21 protein-coding genes are annotated in these 22,303 nt (G+C 41.0%); 13 read left to right on the top strand and 8 right to left on the bottom strand.

Annotated elements, in window-relative coordinates; genetic code table 11:
• Nucleotides 1-44 precede the first annotated feature (44 nt).
• From ACQFX9_RS11140 to ACQFX9_RS11160, 5 genes are all read left to right on the top strand, one after another.
• Nucleotides 45-1,754 (top strand): fumarate reductase/succinate dehydrogenase flavoprotein subunit, encoded by a 1,710-nt coding sequence (locus ACQFX9_RS11140; protein ID WP_427162052.1) that lies wholly within the window; start codon nucleotides 45-47, stop codon nucleotides 1,752-1,754.
• Between the two features lie 20 nt (nucleotides 1,755-1,774).
• A complete protein-coding gene (locus ACQFX9_RS11145; RefSeq protein ID WP_427162053.1) occupies nucleotides 1,775-2,284 on the top strand; it encodes a GNAT family N-acetyltransferase in 510 nt (169 codons plus the stop codon).
• Nucleotides 2,285-2,307: 23 nt separating this feature from the next.
• On the top strand, nucleotides 2,308-2,535 hold the full coding sequence (locus tag ACQFX9_RS11150) for a 4Fe-4S dicluster domain-containing protein (RefSeq protein WP_053455107.1): 228 nt from the start codon (nucleotides 2,308-2,310) through the stop codon (nucleotides 2,533-2,535).
• Nucleotides 2,536-2,605: 70 nt separating this feature from the next.
• Complete coding sequence (locus ACQFX9_RS11155) at nucleotides 2,606-3,568, top strand: HEAT repeat domain-containing protein (RefSeq protein WP_427162054.1); 963 nt, start codon at nucleotides 2,606-2,608, stop codon at nucleotides 3,566-3,568.
• 95 nt (nucleotides 3,569-3,663) lie between these two features.
• Nucleotides 3,664-4,689, top strand: a complete 1,026-nt coding sequence (locus tag ACQFX9_RS11160) for a P-loop NTPase (protein ID WP_427162055.1) — start codon at nucleotides 3,664-3,666, stop codon at nucleotides 4,687-4,689.
• A gap of 47 nt (nucleotides 4,690-4,736) precedes the next feature.
• On the opposite strand, the gene ACQFX9_RS11165 is transcribed toward ACQFX9_RS11160, so the two are convergent.
• The 4 genes from ACQFX9_RS11165 to ACQFX9_RS11180 all read right to left on the bottom strand — a co-directional run bounded on the left by ACQFX9_RS11165 (nucleotide 4,737) and on the right by ACQFX9_RS11180 (nucleotide 8,631).
• Nucleotides 4,737-5,699 carry a DMT family transporter gene (locus tag ACQFX9_RS11165; protein ID WP_427162056.1) on the bottom strand — a complete coding sequence of 321 codons (963 nt, stop codon included), beginning with the start codon at nucleotides 5,697-5,699 and terminating at the stop codon, nucleotides 4,737-4,739.
• A gap of 291 nt (nucleotides 5,700-5,990) precedes the next feature.
• Nucleotides 5,991-6,959: a TauD/TfdA dioxygenase family protein gene (locus ACQFX9_RS11170; protein WP_427162057.1), complete on the bottom strand. Its 969-nt coding sequence runs from the start codon at nucleotides 6,957-6,959 to the stop codon at nucleotides 5,991-5,993.
• A 46-nt stretch (nucleotides 6,960-7,005) separates the two neighbouring features.
• Nucleotides 7,006-7,869 (bottom strand): CmcJ/NvfI family oxidoreductase, encoded by an 864-nt coding sequence (locus ACQFX9_RS11175; RefSeq protein WP_427162058.1) that lies wholly within the window; start codon nucleotides 7,867-7,869, stop codon nucleotides 7,006-7,008.
• Between the two features lie 96 nt (nucleotides 7,870-7,965).
• Entirely contained in the window at nucleotides 7,966-8,631 is a 666-nt protein-coding gene (locus tag ACQFX9_RS11180; protein WP_427162059.1) for a glutathione S-transferase family protein, read from the bottom strand.
• Nucleotides 8,632-8,901: 270 nt separating this feature from the next.
• Between ACQFX9_RS11180 and ACQFX9_RS11185 the strand changes: the two genes are divergently transcribed.
• Both ACQFX9_RS11185 and ACQFX9_RS11190 read left to right on the top strand, forming a co-directional pair.
• A complete protein-coding gene (locus ACQFX9_RS11185) occupies nucleotides 8,902-9,651 on the top strand; it encodes a maleate cis-trans isomerase family protein (RefSeq protein ID WP_427162060.1) in 750 nt (249 codons plus the stop codon).
• Between the two features lie 20 nt (nucleotides 9,652-9,671).
• Nucleotides 9,672-10,310 carry an HAD family hydrolase gene (locus ACQFX9_RS11190; protein ID WP_427162061.1) on the top strand — a complete coding sequence of 213 codons (639 nt, stop codon included), beginning with the start codon at nucleotides 9,672-9,674 and terminating at the stop codon, nucleotides 10,308-10,310.
• A gap of 32 nt (nucleotides 10,311-10,342) precedes the next feature.
• Here the strand turns inward: ACQFX9_RS11190 and ACQFX9_RS11195 are convergent, their stop codons facing one another.
• From ACQFX9_RS11195 to ACQFX9_RS11210, 4 genes are all read right to left on the bottom strand, one after another.
• Complete coding sequence (locus tag ACQFX9_RS11195; RefSeq protein WP_427162062.1) at nucleotides 10,343-11,581, bottom strand: MFS transporter; 1,239 nt, start codon at nucleotides 11,579-11,581, stop codon at nucleotides 10,343-10,345.
• Nucleotides 11,582-11,711: 130 nt separating this feature from the next.
• Complete coding sequence (locus ACQFX9_RS11200) at nucleotides 11,712-13,325, bottom strand: FAD-dependent oxidoreductase (protein WP_427162063.1); 1,614 nt, start codon at nucleotides 13,323-13,325, stop codon at nucleotides 11,712-11,714.
• Nucleotides 13,326-13,513: 188 nt separating this feature from the next.
• Nucleotides 13,514-14,560 carry an ABC transporter substrate-binding protein gene (locus ACQFX9_RS11205; protein WP_427162064.1) on the bottom strand — a complete coding sequence of 349 codons (1,047 nt, stop codon included), beginning with the start codon at nucleotides 14,558-14,560 and terminating at the stop codon, nucleotides 13,514-13,516.
• A 348-nt stretch (nucleotides 14,561-14,908) separates the two neighbouring features.
• Nucleotides 14,909-15,205 carry a 4Fe-4S binding protein gene (locus tag ACQFX9_RS11210; protein ID WP_427162065.1) on the bottom strand — a complete coding sequence of 99 codons (297 nt, stop codon included), beginning with the start codon at nucleotides 15,203-15,205 and terminating at the stop codon, nucleotides 14,909-14,911.
• Nucleotides 15,206-15,616: 411 nt separating this feature from the next.
• Here ACQFX9_RS11210 and ACQFX9_RS11215 point away from each other — a divergent pair, with 411 nt between their 5' ends.
• From ACQFX9_RS11215 to ACQFX9_RS11240, 6 genes are all read left to right on the top strand, one after another.
• Nucleotides 15,617-16,453, top strand: coding sequence for a dienelactone hydrolase family protein (locus ACQFX9_RS11215; protein ID WP_427162066.1), 837 nt, complete (start codon nucleotides 15,617-15,619; stop codon nucleotides 16,451-16,453).
• Between the two features lie 792 nt (nucleotides 16,454-17,245).
• Entirely contained in the window at nucleotides 17,246-19,069 is a 1,824-nt protein-coding gene (locus ACQFX9_RS11220) for a vanadium-dependent haloperoxidase (RefSeq protein WP_427162067.1), read from the top strand.
• Nucleotides 19,070-19,226: 157 nt separating this feature from the next.
• Nucleotides 19,227-20,132 (top strand): DUF1932 domain-containing protein, encoded by a 906-nt coding sequence (locus ACQFX9_RS11225; RefSeq protein WP_427162068.1) that lies wholly within the window; start codon nucleotides 19,227-19,229, stop codon nucleotides 20,130-20,132.
• Between the two features lie 53 nt (nucleotides 20,133-20,185).
• Nucleotides 20,186-20,830, top strand: coding sequence for an HAD family hydrolase (locus ACQFX9_RS11230; RefSeq protein WP_427162069.1), 645 nt, complete (start codon nucleotides 20,186-20,188; stop codon nucleotides 20,828-20,830).
• An 84-nt stretch (nucleotides 20,831-20,914) separates the two neighbouring features.
• Nucleotides 20,915-21,715, top strand: a complete 801-nt coding sequence (locus tag ACQFX9_RS11235) for an SDR family oxidoreductase (RefSeq protein WP_427162070.1) — start codon at nucleotides 20,915-20,917, stop codon at nucleotides 21,713-21,715.
• A gap of 168 nt (nucleotides 21,716-21,883) precedes the next feature.
• On the top strand, nucleotides 21,884-22,276 hold the full coding sequence (locus ACQFX9_RS11240; protein ID WP_236141904.1) for a carboxymuconolactone decarboxylase family protein: 393 nt from the start codon (nucleotides 21,884-21,886) through the stop codon (nucleotides 22,274-22,276).
• The last annotated feature ends 27 nt before the right edge of the window (nucleotides 22,277-22,303 follow it).

Here is a 22,303-nt window from a genome sequence, read left to right on the forward strand (position 1 = left end):
TGCCTTTTACCTTTTGCCTTCATAGTCCCCAATCCCCAAAAATTATGGATATCAATACTCAACGCATAAAAACTGATGTACTCGTCATTGGCGGCGGTACGGCTGGCACAATGGCAGGTATTAAAGCCAAGCAGGCAAATCCTGATGCAGAGGTGCTGATATTAGAAAAGGCTAACATACGTCGGAGTGGTGCGATCGCAATGGGGATGGATGGAGTCAACACAGCCGTCATCCCCGGCCATTCCACCCCAGAACAATACGTCAGGGAAATCACCCTCGCCAACGATGGCATTCTCAACCAAAAAGCCGTCTATCAAACCGGTAAATTAGGTCACGAAGTCATTCAAGAATTAGAAAGTTGGGGCGTAAAGTTTCAAAAAGATGCCCAAGGTAACTATGACTTAAAACAAGTGCATCGTGTGGGTAAATATGTCTTACCTATGCCAGAAGGTAAAGACCTAAAAACCATTCTCAGCCGCCAAGTTAAACGCCACAAAGTCAAAGTGACAAATCGGGTGATGGCTACCCGTGTCTTAGTCAAAGACGAACGTGCTGTTGGTGCAGTCGGATTTGATGTCAGAAACGGCGACTATATAATCATTCAAGCCAAAGCCGTCATTCTTTGTACAGGTGCTTGTGGCAGACTTGGCTTACCCGCTTCCGGCTATCTCTACGGCACCTATGAAAATCCTACCAACGCCGGCGATGGCTATTCAATGGCTTATCACGCAGGCGCAGAACTCAGCAACATTGAATGCTTTCAAATTAATCCCTTAATTAAAGATTACAACGGCCCTGCCTGCGCCTATGTCGCCGGGCCTTTTGGCGCACATACAGCCAACGCCGAAGGAAATCGCTTCATTAGTTGCGACTATTGGAGTGGGCAAATGATGTTGGAAATCTGGAAAGAATTGAACTCAGGAAAAGGGCCAGTCCAACTGAAAATGACCCATCTTGATGAAGATACAATTGCCGAAATTGAATCCATACTTTGGGCGAATGAAAGACCAAGTAGAGAACGTTTTCATCAAGGCAGAAAAGAAGATTACCGCACCCACGGCGTAGAAATGCACATTTCCGAAATCGGCTTATGTAGCGGTCATAGTGCTTCTGGCGTGTGGGTAAATGAAAACGCCCAAACCACAGTCCCAGGTTTATATGCAGCCGGAGACATGGCCAGCGTTCCCCATAACTATATGATTGGGGCATTTGTTTTCGGTCGTATAGCTGGAACTCATGCCATTGAATATATCCAAGATTTAGATTTTATTGAACCAGATGCCGATTTTTTAGAAGCAGAAAAAGCGAGAATTTATGCCCCATTAACTCGACCTAATGGCATACCTCATACCCAAGTAGAATATAAACTCAGACGCTTAGTTAACGATTATCTCCAACCACCAAAATCAGGCAACAAAATCGAAATTGGTTTAAAACAGTTTGTCCAATATCAACAAACATTAGATTTAATGGGTGCGCGTGACCCCCATGAATTAATGCGTTCTCTGGAAGTCCATTTTATTCGAGACTGTGCAGAAATGGCAGCCAGAGCATCATTATATCGTCAAGAAACTCGCTGGGGTCTATATCATTACCGCTTAGATTATCCAGAAAAAAATGATGATGAATGGTTCTGTCATGTCAATTTAAAGAAAGATGAATCAGGACAAATGGTATTATTCAAACGACCTGTAGACCCTTACATTGTCGAAGTAGATACAGCCAAAGAACTATACAATGTAGCTGTGAGATGAAAGTTAGAATAATCAAAATTATGCAGATAATAGAAAAATTTTCTACATCTCGTCTGCTAGCAGAACGGCTACAATTTCAGCATTTACATGAACTTTGTCGAATGCACCAAAATCAAAAAGTTATGACTACTTTAGGCGGTGTGCGTTCTGATGAAGAAACACGGCTATTTATTTTCAATAACTTACATCATTGGCAAAGTTATGGTTTTGGCTTATGGGTATTTCGAGACAAAAATAATCATCAATTTGTTGGTCGCGCTGGAATTCGCAATACTAGTGTAGAAGGTATTAACGAAGTGGAATTAGCTTATGCACTCATGGATAAATTTTGGGGTCAAGGGTTGGCTACAGAAATGGGTGAGCAAATATTGAAAATTGGTTTTGAGTTGCTGAAATTAAAAAATATAGTTTGCTTTACGCTTACAACAAATCAAGCTTCGCAAAGAGTAATGGAAAAGCTGGGATTTAAGTATGAGCGTGAAATTATCCATGCTAATTTACCTCATCTATTTTATCGGTTAACTGTTTAATTACAAAATAAAATAGGAGTTTTATGGCTTTAATTAATCAGAGAGTAGATGTTCCTGTCATTGTTGATGAATCAAAATGTTTGGAAAAATGTACAGCTTGTATTGAAGTTTGTCCTTTAGATGTGTTGGCTAAGAATCCAGAGACGGGGAAAGCTTATATGAAATATGACGAGTGTTGGTTTTGTTTACCTTGTGAAAAGGAATGTCCTACTAATGCTATTACGGTGCAGATTCCTTTTTTGTTGCGTTAATTAGGTCATTCTTAAGAAGAATATCAATTTATATCACGCAGAGAGTCAGAGTTGGAGGGGAGATTAAATTATGTTTATAAGTGCTGATTCTGAATTAAATCAATGGTTGGAAATGTTGCGATCGCCTGATGTTAATGACCGCTTAGTAGCTGTTAAAACTTTACAACATCTTGGCGAAGAAGAGAGCATTGATGCTTTAATTATTGCCCTTAAGGATGAAAATATAGCTGTCCAGAAAATAGCTATATCTGCCCTTTGGGAAATTGCTAATCCTGTGGCGATTCCGGCGTTAATTGAATGCTTGAGTTCGCAAGATGAAGACATTCGGACTGAATCTGCATCAGCTTTAAATGAGTTAGTTAATCAAGATAATTTATTACTTTTACTAGATAAACTACAAATTGATGATATCAATACACAACTGAATATTTTAGTGCTGTTGAGAAAAATTCATGATATTCAATCTTTACCCTATATATTACCATTTTTACAATCAAATAATCCCGAATTAAGAGAAGCTGCAATAACTACATTGCGATATCTTAATCAACTAGAAAAATGCCATGAAGCTTTAGATTTAATTTTTGATGAATCAGCAGTTGTGCGGCGGGCTGCGGCTTTAACTCTGGGACATTTGCAAGACACAGAAATAATTACTAAACTCAGTCAAGCACTCACTAATGATAGTGACTGGCAAGTGCGGCGTAATGTGGCTAAATCTCTAGCTTTTCACGCAAATCATCAAGCAATTTTTGCCTTAGAAACTGCTTTAAGTGATGAACATTGGCAAGTCAGAAAAGCAACAGCACAGGCCTTACAAAAAATTCCAGATATTCAAGTAATGCCGCAATTAATTCAGGCTTTAACAGATGAATATGCAGATGTCCGCAAAGAAGCTGTAATTGCTCTGGGTAATTTCGCTCATTCTGATGTTATTATCCCACTCCAACAAGCGTTAGATGACCCTGATAGGGAAGTTGCTATTCAAGCGCAACGGGCGATTAACAAGATACAAACAGATATTGTTTTTTAACGCAGAGTAACGCTAAGTAAACGCGGAGAAACGCAGAGTGTTTTTAAAGTTAGTCTGCTATGATTTCATGAAACTTTTTAAGAGGTTTGGCAATAATGGTGCAAGCAGAAGTTAATTCTTATCAGCAAGAAGTTGTCAAACTCCTTAAACAAGTCATTGAACCAATTTTAAAAAATGACATTGTAAGTTTGGGAATGGTGCGGAATCTCCGCATAGTTGATGACTACGTTTATTTGCGTTTATATATTGGTTCTCATCAACAGCAATTAAAAACAGACGTTGAAGCTAAATTATCATCCTTATCTTGGTGTAAAAAGACTTATATTCAAATTTGTACAATTCCTGGGGTGAAAATTACTCTGGGAATTTCTAGTGGTAAAGGTGGTGTTGGTAAATCAACAACTGCTGTAAATATAGCCGCCGCTTTAAGTTTACAAGGGGCAAAAGTTGGGCTATTGGATGCAGATGTTTATGGTCCGAATGTTCCGCAAATGTTGGGTTTAGGACAAACTGATGTGGAAGTGATTCAGACTCTTACAGGTGAGAAGTTTTTACCTCTGGAAGTGCAAGGAATTAAATTAATGTCGGTGGGTTTACTGGCAGAAAAAAATCGTCCTTTGGCTTGGCGGGGGCCTGTTCTGCACAAAATTATTACCCAATTTATTAATGATGTGGAATGGGGCGAATTAGATTATTTATTGATAGATTTACCCCCAGGTACGGGTGATGCTCAAATTACGATTATTCAAGAAAGTCCAATCTGTGGTGTGATTCTGGTGACGACTCCGCAGCAAGTAGCTGTTGCAGATGTTCGACGTAACATATATATGTTCCGCCAAGTCGGTGTTCCGGTGCTGGGGATTGTAGAAAATATGAGTTATTTAATCTGTGGGGATTGTGGTTCACGCACTTATATTTTTGGTAGTGGAGGGGGTGAACAACTCGCAACGGAATTACAAGCACCACTGTTAGGACAAATCCCCATTGATTCGCGTATTTGTAGCGGTGGTGATAGTGGAAATCCCATCGCTACGAGTGAACAAACTTCCCCAGCTAGTGAGGTTTTTAGAAAAATTGCGATCGCTCTCGATTTAAGCTTCCCTCATCGTACTCACTCGTGAGAGGTTATGCACTGAATTTTTAGGGAATTCCCGAAAATTAGATGAGATTAATTTCTCATGTTCAATGATTTAATCCACTTTTCCCCACTCAACAGCGCAATTCCAAAAGTTACAATCCCAATTCCCACACTTTGCATCGCATTTAACGCTTCGCTAATTGTTAACCATGCAACTAACGCTGTTAATGCTGGACTGCTAGAACCAATGATTGAGGCGGTAGTTGCACCAATCATCCGAATTCCGGCATTATTCATGGTGTGTCCGATAAAGCTGACTAAACCAGAAAAAATACTGCCAATCCACAAAGGTGTCCAATCAAGTTGCGTGTCAGGAGACGGCCAAAACAGTAAGCAAACACCAGAAAGTATGAGAGTAGAGGCAAAGCTAATCCAGGTGAAGGGAACTGGATGAAATCTAGTTAAGCATTTTTGGGCAATGATGTTATAAAAAGCGTAAACTATCCCAGAACTAACACTTGTGATGATGCCAATGTTAATAGACTGGTTACTGTAGGTAGTAGAAGATTGAGGAACTGTCAGCACACTACCTATAAGAATAATAGCCATCACCAGCCAACATAACCATGTAGGGCGATCGCCAAAAAATTTCCAAGATAGAAGAGCCGTAAATACAGGATAGGTAAAAAATAAGGTGAGGGCAATTCCAGTAGGAATTAAGCCAATAGCAACATAAAGTAAAGCAATATACACAAACATCAGTATCCCACAGCCAAAAGCTTGAAATAAAATATCCCTCCTTCCTCGTCTAAACAAGTCTCGCAATTCTGTCAGGGCTGATGGATATAGTTTAAATGCTACTAATGCCATTAGTGGTACTACTAATAACATTCGCATAAACATTAGTAAGAAAGAATTTGGTAGATCCGGTTTTACATATCCACCAAGTAAAAAGAAACCTAGTACGAGATGTTCAGAAAACAAAACTCGTACAGTCACGTTATGAAATGACAAAACGAAGGCAGATAGAAGAACCGTAAGGATGCCCAACACTATCAAAAAGCTACGAGAGGACAACCCGATTGTATTGCTAAAAACACTTTTTTTCTGAATACCCCCGCCAATTTGCGAGGGTGCAGATTTATAGCGTTTCTCAGGTAATCGAAATACACCTAAACTTTTTATAAATGTACTTCTTTGAATTGAGAAACGCTACAATTTCTAACTTAGGGACTTCCAGAAAATAAATTATTCAATTTCCGAGAGAGAATATTTTGATTTTCCCCCTGCTCCCTGCCCCCCTGCTCACCACAGGGATTGTATATTTTTTTAGTTGGAAGTACCTTAATTGAGTGCTGGTTCAGCTAACACCTTTTCAGATTTTTGCTTCAGGACTGTTGGTAAATCACTAGTTAATGGTTCACCTTCAACTATTTGTGATTTAAACCCATCAGGCCCAACTGGAATATCACCTGTAATGGTAGTGCGATAGAGTACGCGCTCAACTTCTATATGATCTAAATCTTGGGGTGCTAAATGCGAGGTGGCGCGGTTGTCCCAGAAGGCAATATCACCATTATTCCACCGGAAGCGGGTGATGTAGGCAGGTTTAGTGATTTGTTTGAAGAACAACTCCAGCAGTAGTTCGCTTTCTTGTGCTGATACATCGAGAATGTGTGAAGTGAAGCCAGGGTTTACAAACAATGCTTTTTCACCAGTCTCAGGATGAACGCGCACCACTGGGTGAATTGAAACTTGGGGATTAGCTGCTATACGTTGGGCATATTTGCTGTTACTAGGTATTCGCAAACGTGCATTAAATCGATGTTCGGCTTTTAATCCATCAGCTAATTTCTTTAGAGGCTCTGATAAACCCTCGTAGGCTGCAACCAAATTAGTCCACTGTGTGTCACCGCCAAAGCTAGGAACGTTAACCGCACGCAAAATTGAACCCGCAGGAGGGTTAACAACCGCAGTCACATCAGTGTGCCAACGGCTTTCGTAGCTAGAACGTTGTATACCATTGCGCCGTTCAAAGCGGCTGCGGTCAATTGGTAAGATTTGAGAAAAGCCTTCTATCGGCTCATCTTCGTGGGGATGGGCGTAGGTAACTTCACCAAAACGAGCTGTAAAGGCAATTTGTGCAGCATGATCTATGTTTTGATTGCGAAAGAACACAACCTTCCACTTCAATAATGCTTTGCGAATTTCGGCAACTACCTCATCTTGCAAAGGACGTGCAAGATCCACGCCACTGATTTCAGCACCAGTGAACCCAGAAGTAGGTTTAACCTCTATATGTTTGTAACCCATGTCTATTCTCCAAAGTTTGTATAACAGCAGGTAGAAAACAACACTACTAATCGGGATAGAAAACGAATGTCCGCAACTCTATACTTTCTCTTGGTAGTGCATCTAAAGGACTGCTAGGATCTTCAAAAGCTGTGTGAGCAGCAAACCTAGCGCGTCCGTCTGTTGCAGAGTCGAAACATTTGATAAATAAGGCTTCGTCCCTGTGCATTTGCGGAAAATAAAACCATTTGTGTTCTTGGTTATAAGTAACCGCGTAGGTTTCACCAACGCGATCGCGATATACTAAATCACCAGTTACAAGGTCTGTGGGTGCAATACTTTGGGCATCACATACTGCTAATGGTGATTCTTGTATGGGTTGAGCGATCGCACGCCAAACATTAATGATCGCAAACCGTCGTTGTAGAAGCTCATCAATATTGTCTATTCCCCGTGTCGCTAATTCTAAACGAGCGCGAGTATAGCCAGATTTGGCTGTGAAATCATTATGGACGCGCTTGACAGGTTCTTTAATGCTATTCTCATGAGGCTTGGATTGAGCAGCATTCCGCAAGGTGTGATCAAATATCACTACTTGCTCTGCACCTGTCACCTCTTTTAATAATTGCTCGGCTTCAAGATAGTAGACGCGGCGCAATTCCTCTTCATCATAAAAGTCATGCACCTGAGTTTGATGTTGAGTAAATCCAAAGCCTTCTCTATCTAAAGAAATTTCTTCTGAAATAGAACGAGCATTATAAATAGGTAACTTGTGCGCCTGGTAAGTTCCAGTAGTACGAGGAATACCTGCTGGTGGCTCGTAGGTATAGTTAACGAGCTTTCCTGCCATCGGGACGAGGTAAGTAAGTTCAGCCTCTACATATGGCAGTGTTTGGGAAATCGGTCTGTCTAGAACTTGATTTAAGCTCATAGTTCATCCCCATTTATCTTGTGTATGAAATACGCACAAGGCAGAAAACCATCAAGATTTCTTACCTTTTGCCTTTTACCTTTTACCTTTTGCCTTTTACTTTGCTCCAACGGGAACAGGTTCACCTAAAATCTTGGCAAATCTTTGTAGATAAAAGTCCACAGGATTAGCTACTGCTTGAATTGAGTCGCGATCGCGCACCAGATTCCACCATGTCTGCAAACGTGGGGTTTCTGCTGGTAGTGTGAATTGACGGAAATGTTCCAAGAGTGGTAAACGTTCAAACCAGGGATAAAAACTAATATCAACAAGACTAAACTGATCCCCTAAGAAGTAATCACCTTTACCTAATCCTTCGTGTTCCAGATATAAGAGTGCTTCTGTGAACTCTTGTCTTCCCTGTTCCCGTTCTTGACTATCTTTACCACGGAGAAATTTGTTAAAAGCTGGGACAAGGCGAGTATTGGCGTAGTCGATCCAGATGCGAGCGATCGCCTTTTTTGCCGACTCATGGGGTAATAATGCAGGTTCGGGAAAAACTTCCTCTAAATACTCATTAATAATTGCAGATTCATAGATCACAACATCCCCATGTTGAATTGCTGGAACTTTACCATAGCGGGAAATCTGCGTGTAACCCTCTGGTTTATTCTGTAAATCAATCTCTATCGGGGTAAAGTCAATACCTTTTTCTAGTAGAACTACACGGGTACGTTGCGAGAAAGTAGAGGCTTTAGCAAAGTAAAGTTGGATATTGCTCATAAAATCCTGTCCTGGTAGTGATTTTGAACGCAGGTTTTAAGCTTGCACAACCCAAATCAAACCAATAACACAAAAGCAAGCTGTCCTGATAACTGCGACTTTAGTGAATTTGACTGGCAAGTACCTATGTTTGGCTTATGGTATATTACACTTTATCGGTCGAGTTACCGTTGTTCAGATATTATACATTCTTTTTGGAATATGTACACCTAATTGTTAGATTAGCTAAATGAATACTAAAGATTGCGCCAGATCAGAAAGGGGTGTCATGTGCATTTAACAGCTGACTCTCACAGAGAGTTTCGCATCGGCTTACTCATACCAGCAGGTAACACCACATTTGAGCCTGACTTTTATTCTGCTTTTTCCAGCCAAGTGACCATTCATGCCCATCGCGTCATAGCTCACAGGATACACGCATACGAGAGCAAAGAATCGATGGATTATATTAATCAAGAAGCCGTTAAAGAAGTCAGTAAATTAGCTAGAGCTAAGGTAGATTTTGGCGCATACGGTTTCACAACTGCAACATTTTATCGAGGACGAATTTTTGCTGAACAATTGGCACAAATGTTAACGCAGAATTTAGGAGTACCCGTTGTTGTGCCATCTCTAGCCTTAGTAGACGCATTAATACATCTCCAGGTAAAGAAAATTTCTGTAGTTACCCCTTATCCCGAATGGAACAACCAGACTCTCAAAACATTTTTGAGTGAATTACCTTTTCAAATAATTGGCTTTAAAGGTGATGAACGTCCAAAGGAATTAGCTCAACACAGTTATCTTTGGCATCAGTCGCCACATCAAGCCGCAGCTTTTATTAAAGAAATAAATCACAAAAATGCAGATGTAATTGTGTTGCCTTGCACAGCCTGGAGAACATTTGAAATCATCGAGGAATTAGAAGCTGATTTGAATATCCCCGTAGTCACTGCCAACCAAGCCACCATATGGAGTTTAGCAAGACGCGCCGCAATCGAATCTGCGCTTAAACCCAGAGGCATACTATTTCATAGATAGCAAATACAACCAATAAAATCATGCAAGCACAAACAAAACTGGTTATTTTCGATTGTGATGGAGTATTAGTAGACAGTGAGACATTAGGTAATCGTGTGCTTGTGGAATTTGTCGCCGAGTTTGGCTTAAAGCTGCCACTTGAAGAAGCTATTCTGTTATTTAGAGGTGGCAAAATGGCTGATTGTGTTACTCTTATTGAGCGAAGATTGGGGAAAAAAATGCCGCCAGATTTTGTTACTCAACTTCGCACCCGTACTGCTCAGGTATTTGAGCGCGAACTAATGCCAGTAAAAGGAATAGAAACAGCTTTAGACCAAATTAATTTACCAATTTGCGTTGCATCCAGTGGCCCAATTGACAAGATTCAATTGGCATTGCGTGTGACTAATTTATTACCAAGATTTGCAGGATGTATTTTTAGTTCCTATGAAATTGGTAGTTGGAAACCAGCACCCGATTTATTTTTATATGCAGCTAAAACTATGGGAGTTCAACCTCAATTTTGTACTGTTGTGGAAGATAGTATTTTAGGTGTACGTGCGGGTATTGCTGCTGGGATGAAAGTTTTAGGTTACACTACCAAAAATGAAGCTCATCAACTCAAAGAATGTGGAGCAAATGTTTTTTATTCCATGTATCAATTGCCTAAGCTCATTTAAATAAGAGATTTTACCCTACAGACATCACTAACCTAATTAGTCACCACTTGATTTTTCCCCAAGTGCATTAACTTCACAATCTGGGGTAGTTGTTGTAGAAATAGCACCGAACCCACAATACAAACGATACCGCCCAAAATCAATGTATTTGGAGCTTTCAAGTAATGAGCTGAGATTCCTGCTAATAAATTACCAAAAGGAGCCATACCCATAAAACACATAGCATAAAAACTCATTACCCTTCCCCGTTTGCTATCTTCCACAACAAATTGCAACACTGTATTACTAGCAGCTACCTGAAGGGTGGAACTCCAACCAACTAACACTAAAGCTAATTGTGAAATCCAAAAAACTTGGGATACCGAGAAAAGAATGAAGCCAATTCCCATAAAAACTGGAGAAAAAGCTATTAAACGCTCTAAACCTGCCACGTTTTGGCGAAAACTCAGATAAACACACGCCAACACTGAACCCATCGCTGCTGCGGCTGAGAGAAAACCCAAGGTTTCCGAGTCGCCGCGTAGAACTTCTACCGCAAAGATGGGTAGTAGTGTTGTATATGACATACCAACTAAGCTGGTTAATGCTAATAATGAGAGAATAGAACGCACAGGCAAGAAACGATAAGCATATTGCAACCCTTCCTGTAATTTCTGCCATGTATTACTTTTCTGTATTTCTACGGTTCTGGATGTAATCTGCATTGCTGAGATTGCCCAAATAGCCAAAAGATAGCTCAGACTATCGTACAAAAAGCAATAACCTGCGCCCAACTGAGCAATCATAATACCACCCAGAGCAGGGCCAATGAGGCGTGCAGCATGAAGAAAAGCAGCATTGAGAGCGATCGCATTCGCCATCAGTTCCCGGCTCACCATATCACTGACAAATGCCTGACGTACAGGAACATCTAACCCTTTGAGTACGCCCAACAATGCACTAAAACTCAGCAATGTCCAAAAATTTGCACCACCCATAAATGTGATGACTGTGAGAATGATGGATAAAGAAATACCCACAAGCTGAAGTATGAGCAACAGGTGATGACGGTTGTAGCGATCGGCTAAAATTCCGGAAATTGGAGCTAATGCAAACACTGGTAATTGCCCAAAAAATCCTGCTAACCCCAACAGTAAAGCTGAATCAGTTAATCGATAAATCAACCAAAGCACCGCTACTTGCGTCATAAAATTCCCAGTCATTGAGAAGGCTTGTCCAGCAAAGTAGAGCCGATAATTACGCGATCTAAAAGCAGGTAGATCAAAATTCAAATTCAACCTCAATCGAGATAATAATTTCACAACTGTGCGCCCCTTTGCGTCTAAAAAAAAGGAAGAAACAGGACAAAAGCCTGATTCCTTCCTTTCACAAAAGTCCTAAAGATTCCTCAATTTCCCAAAATCACACAGTAACTAATTCCCGATGAGCAACTACAGACTCAGGTTTCACCCAAATTTGATCTAAACCCCCACTAAGCAGGCGATATTGCTGATTAGGGTCTTGTTCTGGGTAATCCATGCGTTTGTGCATACCTCTAGTTTCTTGACGTTGCAAACCACTGTTGTACATCCAACGAGCAGTAGCTACCATTGCCGCAGCTTCCCGCAATCGCACAATTTGAGTATCATCGGGTGTGTGACTATGGCGGATTTCTTCCCAGAGGTCGTCTAGTCTTTCCAGAGATGCGTTTAACCCTGTAGAACTGCGGAACAGGTTGCGGTCATAAGGGAAAACCTCAGATTGAGTTAAGGCGATCGCTTCATCTGCTGAGAATCTCTTTTCGCCTTCACCACGCAACCCAGCTTCACCAACTCCACGTACACTACGCCGAGTTGCTTGTTCTCCCAAACTCAGAGCATAGCTAGCAGCCGACTGTCCAGACCAATAGCCAGAAGACATTGCCCAGGCGGCATTGTGACTACCACCACCTGTAAAGCCACCACAAATTAACTCTCTAGTGGCTGCGTCTCCCGCCGCATACAGTCCACGGACTGAAGTAGCACAGGTATAATCTGCAATCCGAATCCCACCAGTACCGCGTACAGTTCCTTCTAAACGTAAGGTGATGGGAAATCTCTGTGTGAAGGGATCTATACCAGCGCGATCAAAAGCTACAAAGAAGTTAGGCTGAGAGGCTCGCATCCAAGCTTTTGTTGCCTCATCCATATTTTGGTCAAGACGAGCATAAACTGGCTGAGTCAGTAGTGTTTTAGCAATTACAGAGCGACCACGTTTAGAACCGGCACCTTCAATTACCGTACCATCTTCATAGGTAAAAGAAGCCCAATCATAATACCGAGTCTTGGTGACAGAAGAAAAAGCCGGAGAAATGGCGTAAGCATTAGAAAATTCCATCCCAGAAAAGTCAGCACCCGCCTCAGCCGCCATTAAATAACCATCTCCAGTCAAGACATTACAACCAAGAGCCTTACTCAAGAAAGCACAACCACCTGTAGCAATGACAACTGACCCGGCTTTGACTGTCCAAGGTTCGCCAGATTGACGATTCACCCCTTTAGCTCCAGCCACCGCGCCTTCTGCATCTAAGAGCAACTCTAAAGCTGGGCTATGGTCTAATATTTTCACCCCTGCTTGCTTAATTTTCTTCCGCATAAAGCGCATATAGTCAGGGCCTTGCAAGGAACGACGAATGACTTGGCCATTAGCATCCACACTGAAAGGATAACCTTCATTTGCCAAATAATTAATGTTGTCATAGGTGCGATCTAATACCCTAGTCATCCAATGCCGGTCTGCTAAAAAGCCTCCCATTGCTTCCCGACTAGCCATTGCTGCTTCCCGTTGCTCTGGATCTGGTGGAACATACCATACTCCATTTCCAGAAGCGGCGGCTGCGCCACTCGTACCACAATAACCTTTATCTACTAAAACAACTTTTGCACCATTACTGGCTGCACTCCAAGCTGCCCAAGTTCCAGCCGGCCCACCTCCAATAATTAAGACATCAGTAATTAAATCAATATGAGACGTATCTTGATGAGTATAACTATTCATGAAATTTACTCCTTATAGAATTAAGAAAAGGGGAAGGGCGGAGCTTCCCTGGCGATGCGAGAGTAATACCAATTCAAAATTCAAAATTCAAAATTCAAAATTAAGAAATCCATAATATTTTGCAAGGGTTTCTGAATTTGGATTTGTTTCATGATTTTAGTGAATTGGTATAACACTTGTGAAAACTTTTAAGGATTGGTAATTTGCCAATCTTTGATCTCAAAATCTGATTTCAACAATTTCTGTCTAGCAAGAAACTGTTTTGTGGAATTTAAAAGTTGCAATCCTTCAGGTGTAAAAGGTTCTGTGGGATAAAGTTCTAGTGGATAGGATTCTTTAGCGATCGCCAACGGCACATTGCCACTAGCTTGTGCGGCAAACTGATAAAATGCCTCTGGATTGGCTTTAATATCCTGCAAAGCTTCGAGCCTAATTTTGTTCCACTTTTGCGGCAATTCTGGATGACGAGCCAAAATGTTTTCTGTGACAACACTTACTCCCGTACCAACTAATCCCTGATGATCTTTAGCTTGGTCAATGACTGGAAAGCCTTGAGAAACTAATGTTGGCCCTGCTCCCATAGCAAATGGATAGGCAGATATATCACCCCTTTCCAATGCAGCTCTAGCATCAGCAGACGGAATTTGTACTACTTTCACATCCTTAGTCAAACCCTCTTTATCTAACAAACCCATGAGATATCGATGGGGATAAGTACCTTTAGCTACACCTATTTTTGTCCCTTTGAGTTGAGCAATTGAGCGCGCACCATTTTTATTAGTAATTAACCAAGCATTTTGACCCACTCTGGTTTGATTAATCAATCGTGTCGGTAAACCTGCTGCCTTACCAACTAAAGCAGGGGTATCTCCATACAAACCCATGTCTAGTTGACCACTAACTAAAGCTTCATTGAGTGCTGGCCCACCCACAAAGGGAATAAATTTGACTTCCGTTACACCCAAGCTTTTGAGTCCTGGTGTTAAGGTTCCTTTTTGCAACGCCCAACCTTCTGGGCCAATAGGCAATTTACTTTCAGAACTGATAAAACCAACTTTTAAAACTAGTGTTTTTGACTCGCCTGAATTGGCTCCCGTATTAGATGAAGCTACTGCTGAGTTATTAGACTGACTTTGTTGAGCAGTACAACCAGTCAGGGTAAATAACAGTGCAACGGTCGTAAATGAAACTAAAAGACGGTGAAAAAAACCGCACTCGATGACTTGGGAATTCATAGCTAGGTAATGAAAACTAGGGACTGGGTAGTCAAAAGTGAAACTGGTTTTTGAGTTTTAACTATATGGAAATTACGAATTAAGTAGAAAGACTTGAAAAAACCAAACTATGTGAAGTAATGTAAAAAGATTGGAATCTAGTTCATAGTAAGGACTTCAGTCCTTATCAGAGGACTAAAGTCCTCTCTACGAGACGCTGCGCGTAGCTTGCTTCCCCGGAGGGGTACACTACAAACCTTGAAATATTTACACTGTTCTACTTAGTTTGCTGTATTCCCCAAGGAAGGATTTTACCCTGGGCATCTGTGGACAAATTACTGTTACACACAGCTAGTAATTAGCAAATTTCTAGGTTTTAGCTGCTGGTGTGCGTGCCTTTGCCCAGCCAACGTTTTGTCGATAACTGCCAAGAAAGCCTGCTGCTATCAATGTCTGTTCATCTACGGGGACTGACTCATCCGCGTTGGGGTCAACATACAGTGCATCTACGGGGCAGTATAGCTCGCACATATAACAAGTTTGACAATCACTCTGACGGGCAATTCTCGGCGCACTTCCTGGTACTGCATCGAAGACATTGGTAGGACAAGCAGTAACGCAAAGATTACATTTAATACAGCGAGATTCACTGACTAGTTCAATCACAGTCCTACTAACCCCCTATTGACAACTTCTTGTTCTGGTTCTGCCCAGACTATATCTACATTCTTATGAGTCTGATCGCAAAATTGCTCTATTCAATCTCGTTCTGATCAGATGTCTCTTAACGCTTCCCTGCTCACCATAGCAGTTTTCCTTTTGTAAGATAGTACGGATATTTTACATATAATACTAATTATCGACCGATTTAGTGGTGATTGTTTTAGCAGTATTGCACGATACCGGATAAAATTCAAGTCTTTAGTAGATAAAATATATGTCTAATTAATTTTTAGTAAAACTAATATTTAGTGAGTCTGAAAATATTTTCAATAGAACTATACTTAAAGGAAGTTGACAAAAATTTACATTTTCCGCCCAAATAAAACTGTAACCCAATAATTCTGAGTCAAGACGATGCAACAGATCACCCGTCGCCAATTTATCGCTACTGCGACTCTGACAACAGGCTTTGCTTTGGCCGTCAAACCGATTTTTGCCCAAGTGATTACTACTGATACACAAGGACTCGTTGCTGGTGCGGTGAAAATTCCCGTTCAAGGTGGTGAAATTCCGGCTTACAGAGCTTTACCTGCAACTGGAAGGGATTTTCCGATTGTGTTGGTAATTCAAGAAATTTTCGGTGTACATGAACACATCCAGGATGTTTGTCGTCGCTTTGCCAAGTTGGGGTATTTAGCGATCGCGCCAGAATTATTTGCTCGTCAAGGTGATGTCTCGAAGTTAAGCAATATCGATGAAATTCGCCAGGTGGTAGCAAAAGTTCCAGATGCCCAGGTATTATCTGATCTGGATGCTACCGTCAATTGGGCTGTGAAATCATCCAAAGGTAATGCAAATAAATTAGCTATCACAGGCTTTTGTTGGGGTGGTCGAATTACGTGGTTATATTCAGCACACAACCCTAAAGTTAAAGCAGGTGTAGCATGGTACGGTCGATTGGTGGGTAATTCTACAGAATTAACGCCGAAACATCCTGTGGATATTGCCTCTAGTTTGAAAGTGCCAGTGCTGGGATTGTATGGAGGAAAAGATACAGGTATTCCTGTGGAGACAGTGGAACAGATGCGCGATCGCTTAAAATCTAGCCGTAGTAAATCGGAAATTATTGTGTATCCCGACGCACCCCACGCCTTTTTTGCCGATTACCGTCCTTCCTACAGAGAAAAAGAAGCTCAAGACGGTTGGAAACGCCTCCAAGCATGGTTTAAACAGTATGGGGTTTCAGCCTAGATTCAGCTTGCTGTTTTTTAAATACCCGACCTTTTGAAAAAGTCGGGTATCTATGACATCTCATACCAATTTTGGATTTTGGATACTTCGACAAGCTCAGTACAAGTTTTGGATTTTGGATTAAAAGCCTGGATTCTTAGGCCATTCCAGAATCTCAAAAAAATACTAAGCTATCCCAATTCGGTATCATAATTTGTTTGGCAGACTACTAGAAACTTTTTTAAACCAAACATATTGCGTTTTTCATATTTTTATGCAAAATTTGATTTTAACGATAAGTACAGTAAGTCTATCTACTTTAAGTATTTTATTCGTTGATAGTCAACTGCATAAGTCAGTGGTCACACAAAGTTAAAAGACTCTAGAAAAGGCCTTTTCAAAGCTGATTCATGAGTAACTGTGTGTTGAAAGTTATCAAGTCAAGAATTTAACATAGCAGATGTTATAAATAGCATCTAGATAACCGTGGTTCGTATAGATATTGACGCTCCCTACATGAATCAGAGGGGCTTTACGTATCACGCTCGTAAACTTCGTTTACAAGCCTATCTGGAGCTATTTTGTTGACTATACATACTTAAGATTTAGGCACTCAGCAAGTTTCCTAATTTGGGAGCTTACTTTGCATATCTGCAAATAGATTGAGGTGTATTTATTGGAAAAAATTAGGTTTAAAACCCCACCCCTTGTGGGTGGCTAAATTAATTGCGTTCGCCCTGGGCGTTAGTCCATTGCGAATTGCGAATTGCGAATTGGTTTAGTTTCATTTTCTGATCATGGAGACTCGTTATTATGCAATCTGACCATAATTCCTCTCAACCTTCTCAAGAAGATACACAAACCCAGAATGAAGCAACAAATTTTCAACCTCGTAGTAGTGAAAAAAAACGTAGCAGACGTTTTTGGCGTAAGGGTGTTAGTAGGCGTTCATTTCTGAATCACGCTAGTTTGTTTACTGCTACTAGTTTTGTGACTGGGATAGTCGGTTCGTCTTTCACTTCCTCGAAGGGAGATGTTGTACAAGCGAGAGAAATTGCTCAGGGTAGGGATCGCAATTCTAGCTATATTAGGTTTCGCCAGCAAGCCTTTCAAGTGCGTCTCCAAGCAGCGCGAAATAATCGACAAATTGATATTCCACCACATCCGACAAACGGTGATGAAGAACGCTATCCTAACAAAATTGCTACAGACACGAGGGGATTACCACATGATCAAAAAGGCGAAGTTGATCAAAGAGCTTACAATTCTTTGATTAAAGCTTTAACAACCCAGAATCCAGATGATTACGAAAAAATTATTTTGGGTGGTACAAGAAAGCTAGTTAACCCTCAAGGCCCGTTGGCAATTAGTTTAGAAGGAATCAATGCGTCTCAGATAGCCGTTCCACCACCACCAACTTTAGATAGTGCAGAACAAGCTGCGGAAGCTATTGAACTATATTGGCAAGCTTTACTGCGGGATGTACCCTTTCATCAGTTCGCTCAAGACCCCAATGTTGCAGCAGCGATCGCAGAACTCAATAGTCTGCCAGGATTCCGAGGGCCAAAACAAAATGGTTTTGTGACACCTCAAACCCTATTTCGTGGTAGTGTCATCTATACTGATGAGCGCGATCGCTCAGGAAGAACAACAAAATACTTTACTCCTTCAGGAGTGCTAGATGGCCCACATATCTCTCAATTTCTATTGCGGGAAATTCCCTACAATACCCAAGTTATTTCACCTTTGATTCGCACAGCTCTAGCTGGCAGAGAGAATGATTTCCTCACCAATTACAACGAATGGTTAACTGTTCAAAATGGAGGTAGCTCCGGCAAGGCCATTAAGTACGACCCCACACGCCGTTTTGTCTTTACTGTTCGTGATCTCAGCGAATTATCACATATTGGTGGGGCTTTGTTCTTTGGAGCCTTGTTAATTCTCAGTGGTATTGGCGCACCTTTAAATCCTGGAAATCCCTACATCAACTCCAGGACTCAAGTTGGTTCTGCTGCTACCTTTGCGCCAGGGCATATTCAAGCCTTAATCAACTTAGGGACTTCACGAGCCATCAGAGCATCCTATTGGCAAAAATTTTATGTGCATCGGCGTTTAAGACCAGAAGCCTATGGTGGATTAGTCCACAATAATATTGTGAATGGAACTAACTATCCGATTAATTCCCAAGTCTTCAATTCTACCGCCTTAGCTCGCACCTTCAGCACCTTCGGCACTTATTTATTACCCCATGCGTATCCAGAAGGCGCACCATTTCATTCTTCTTACACTGGTGGTGCTGCTTCTATTGCAGGTGTGCAAGCTACTTTGTTAAAAGCCTTTTTTGATGAGAATTTTATTATTCCCAATCCTGTAGAACCTGATCCCAATGATCCTACTAAATTGATTCCCTATAGTGGCCCACCTTTGACAGTTGGGGGTGAGTTGAATAAGTTAGCAACAAACTATTACATCGGGCGTGGTCATGGTGGTATCCATTGGCGTTCTGATGGTGCAGCTGGTTTGGCGTTGGGTGAAGAAGTTGCTATCAGTATCCTGCGAGACGAACGATTGGGATATAACGAACGCTTCAACGGTTTCACCTTCACCAAGTTTGATGGTAGAAGGGTGACGGTTTAAATCAGGTCGTGGAGTAGCTTGCTTTTTGCTAATGATTTGTGATAGTTTTTCTGTAGATTAACTACGATAAGTTTATCGGTTTATAGTAGTTTATCTCAGAACTCAATCACCCTGTGTCAGCGCATTCAAGGCTGAACAAAGCTAAATTAGGCTTTCCATGCAAATCAAAACCGTTGGTATTTTAAGTCCTGGCGATATGGGGCAGGCAGTTGCATCTGTCCTCAACCAACATGGATTGAGGACGATCGCAGCTTTAGAAAATCGTAGTGAAAGAACCCGAAAATTAGCTGTCGCAGGCAACATTCAGGATGTAGGTTCTCTCACACAATTGGTCATTGAATCTGATGTGATTTTATCAATATTAGTCCCTGCCGCCGCCGCAGAAGTAGCCCAGCAAGTTGCTGAGGTCATAGGTAATGTAGGGAAACAGATTCTTTACGTTGATGCAAATGCGATCGCACCTCAAAAAGTCAAAAATATTGCCCAAATCATCGAATCATCGGGTGCAAATTTTGTAGATGCTTCCATCATCGGCCCACCTCCTAGAGTTCCTGGACGCACTCACATCTATGCTTCGGGAAAACAAGCTGGAGAATTCCAACAACTGAGTAACTATGGATTAGATATCCGAGTCATCAGTGATGAAATTGGTCAGGCTTCTGGGTTAAAGATGGTTTACGCCGCCTTAACAAAAGGACTAACAGCAATCTCTACAGAATTACTCATTGCTGCCCATCGTTTAGGTTTGGATGAACAACTATGGAACGAAGTAACTAGTAGCCAACCTGCACTTGCTGCTATATTGTTACGTTCCATTCCATCTATGACACCAAAAGCACATCGTTGGGTAGGGGAAATGGAAGAGATTGCAGAAACTTTCAAAGACTTGGGTTTAACTGAGTGCATTTTTTACGGTGCGGCTGATGTTTATCGTTTGGTGAAGGATACCTCTTTAGGTAAAGAAACACCAGAACAAAACGTTAGCCGCGATCGCAAATTGAAAGACATCATCACTACTCTTTCTGACGAAACTATATTAACTCTACTGAGTAACAATATCTGAGCTAGGCTTGTTACATCTATGCAATCTTTAAGCTATCAATTTTGTGTAAATTCATGGACAAAATAAAGTTAGTTATTTTCGATTGTGATGGTGTTCTCATAGATAGTGAAAGAATTGCAAATACTATTTTGTTGGAAATGCTCAACGAATTAGGACTATTTCTGACTTTGGAAGAGGTATTTGATATCTTTCTTGGCGCATCTATGCCTATATGCTTAGAAATAGTGAAAAATATGCTTGGTAAATCTCCGCCAGAGAACTTTGCCAGTGAATTTGAGCAGCGTACAATACAGGCGTTTGCAACAGATTTGCAACCCGTACAAGGGATACATGATGTTCTAAGTAAACTAAATCTTCCTTATTGTGTTGCTTCCAATAGTAACCATAATTGGATAAATCAAGCTTTAATTGCAACAGATTTACTGCCTTATTTCTCTGGAAAAATATTTAGCGCGACAGCCGTAGCACGTAGCAAACCCTATCCAGATGTATTTTTATATGCGGCAGAAAAAATGGGTTTTTATCCACATGAATGTGTAGTTATTGAAGATACACCTGTAGGTGTAAGAGCAGGAGTTGATGCAGCTATGACAGTGTTTGGTTATGCAGAAGTGACTAAACCAGAACAACTAAAAGCAGTTGGTGCATCTGTTGTATTTAATGACATGAGATTACTACTGAAACTGTTAGAACAGTAAAAGCAACGTTTTGCTAAGAGTACAAAGATTAACTAGATTGCTTGCGATCGCTATTTTCAAAATTACATTTTGAGGAAAATTTAGATGAGCTTAGACCTAAAACTTTCAGGGAAAACTGCAATTGTCACAGGCGGAAGTGCAGGAATTGGATTAGCTACAGCCAAAGCTCTTTATAGTGAGGGTGTAAATGTAGTAATTGCGGCGCGCAATCCAGAAAGATTAGAGCAAGCTGTACTGGACATCCAATCATTACCAACTCCAGGTGCTAAGGTAATTTCTATTAGTGCTGATCTGACTCAAGCAGAAAGTATTGAGCAAATAGTTTCTACAACTTTGACACAATTTGGTCAGATTGATATTTTAATTAATAATGCTGGTTCAGCCCGTGCGGGGTCTTTTTTAGAATTAGGTGATGAGGCTTTTTTAGATGCGTGGAATCTGAAATTATTGGGCTATATCCGATTAGTTAGAGCAGTTGTCCCACATCAAAAAAATCAGCGTGATGGACGAATTGTCAACATTATTGGTGGTGCAGGACGCACACCCCGCCCGAACTTCCTCCCTGGTGGTACAACTAATGCGGCTTTATTAAATTTCACACGCGGAATTTCTAAAGAATTAGCCCAGTACAATATTCGGATTAATGCTATCTCTCCCGGTTTAACTGGTACTGAACGCGCTGAAAGTTTGGCAAAACAAAATGCTCAAGCCCGTGGTGTCAGTGTAGAAGAAATTAAGGCAGAATCATTAAAAGCGATACCTTTGGGTAAAATTGTGAAACCAGAGGAAATTGCCAATCTAGCTTTATTTTTAGTTTCTGATCTAGCTGCTTCCATCACTGGGGCAGAAATTTTGGTTGATGGCGGTACTACTCCTGGTGTTTAAATATTAATTACAAATATTCACAAAAAGATACCCAACTTATTCAATAAGTTGAGTATCTTTTTGTTTGTAATTGATTGATGATTGCTAGGGAAATTTAAGTTCAATATTCATCTCTAGCAGATATGTATTAAATTATCTAAGGACAAAACATAATTTATTCTTAGTGCAATGACAAAGTTAATTGAGTACGAAGATAGTAGTGATGAAGTCCGGGCTGTATATGATGACATTCGGGCTACACGTAAGACTGACGAAATTAACAACTTTTGGAAAGCTTTAGCCAATCATCCCCCTACCTTACAACGAACATGGCAGGCAGTCAAAGAAGTGATGACTAGTCCTGGAGAACTCGATCCGTTGGTACGCGAATTAATTTATATTGCAGTAAGCGTCACTAATAGCTGTGAGTATTGCATCGCTTCACATACGGCTGCGGGATATGCTAAAGGTATGAATGAAACAATGTTTGGGGAATTAATGGCCATAGTGGCTACCGCCAACATGACTAACCGCCTCGCCAACGGTTATCGAATCCCGGTGGATGAAAAATTTAAGACTTAAGGGACTTCCAGATAAAAAAATATCCAA

It is taken from the genome of Aliinostoc sp. HNIBRCY26 (assembly GCF_050235535.1).
Classification (GTDB): domain Bacteria; phylum Cyanobacteriota; class Cyanobacteriia; order Cyanobacteriales; family Nostocaceae; genus Trichormus.

Coding starts and splice junctions, on each gene's coding strand:
- ACQFX9_RS11175 (WP_427162058.1), bottom strand. CDS start 7,869: ATGAGCTTAAATCAAGTTCTAGACAGACCGATTTCCCAAACACTGCCA.
- ACQFX9_RS11230 (WP_427162069.1), top strand. CDS start 20,186: ATGGACAAAATAAAGTTAGTTATTTTCGATTGTGATGGTGTTCTCATA.
- ACQFX9_RS11160 (WP_427162055.1), top strand. CDS start 3,664: ATGGTGCAAGCAGAAGTTAATTCTTATCAGCAAGAAGTTGTCAAACTC.
- ACQFX9_RS11150 (WP_053455107.1), top strand. CDS start 2,308: ATGGCTTTAATTAATCAGAGAGTAGATGTTCCTGTCATTGTTGATGAA.
- ACQFX9_RS11205 (WP_427162064.1), bottom strand. CDS start 14,560: ATGAATTCCCAAGTCATCGAGTGCGGTTTTTTTCACCGTCTTTTAGTT.
- ACQFX9_RS11190 (WP_427162061.1), top strand. CDS start 9,672: ATGCAAGCACAAACAAAACTGGTTATTTTCGATTGTGATGGAGTATTA.
- ACQFX9_RS11240 (WP_236141904.1), top strand. CDS start 21,884: ATGACAAAGTTAATTGAGTACGAAGATAGTAGTGATGAAGTCCGGGCT.
- ACQFX9_RS11235 (WP_427162070.1), top strand. CDS start 20,915: ATGAGCTTAGACCTAAAACTTTCAGGGAAAACTGCAATTGTCACAGGC.
- ACQFX9_RS11145 (WP_427162053.1), top strand. CDS start 1,775: ATGCAGATAATAGAAAAATTTTCTACATCTCGTCTGCTAGCAGAACGG.
- ACQFX9_RS11200 (WP_427162063.1), bottom strand. CDS start 13,325: ATGAATAGTTATACTCATCAAGATACGTCTCATATTGATTTAATTACT.
- ACQFX9_RS11155 (WP_427162054.1), top strand. CDS start 2,606: ATGTTTATAAGTGCTGATTCTGAATTAAATCAATGGTTGGAAATGTTG.
- ACQFX9_RS11215 (WP_427162066.1), top strand. CDS start 15,617: ATGCAACAGATCACCCGTCGCCAATTTATCGCTACTGCGACTCTGACA.
- ACQFX9_RS11140 (WP_427162052.1), top strand. CDS start 45: ATGGATATCAATACTCAACGCATAAAAACTGATGTACTCGTCATTGGC.
- ACQFX9_RS11170 (WP_427162057.1), bottom strand. CDS start 6,959: ATGGGTTACAAACATATAGAGGTTAAACCTACTTCTGGGTTCACTGGT.
- ACQFX9_RS11180 (WP_427162059.1), bottom strand. CDS start 8,631: ATGAGCAATATCCAACTTTACTTTGCTAAAGCCTCTACTTTCTCGCAA.
- ACQFX9_RS11220 (WP_427162067.1), top strand. CDS start 17,246: ATGCAATCTGACCATAATTCCTCTCAACCTTCTCAAGAAGATACACAA.
- ACQFX9_RS11225 (WP_427162068.1), top strand. CDS start 19,227: ATGCAAATCAAAACCGTTGGTATTTTAAGTCCTGGCGATATGGGGCAG.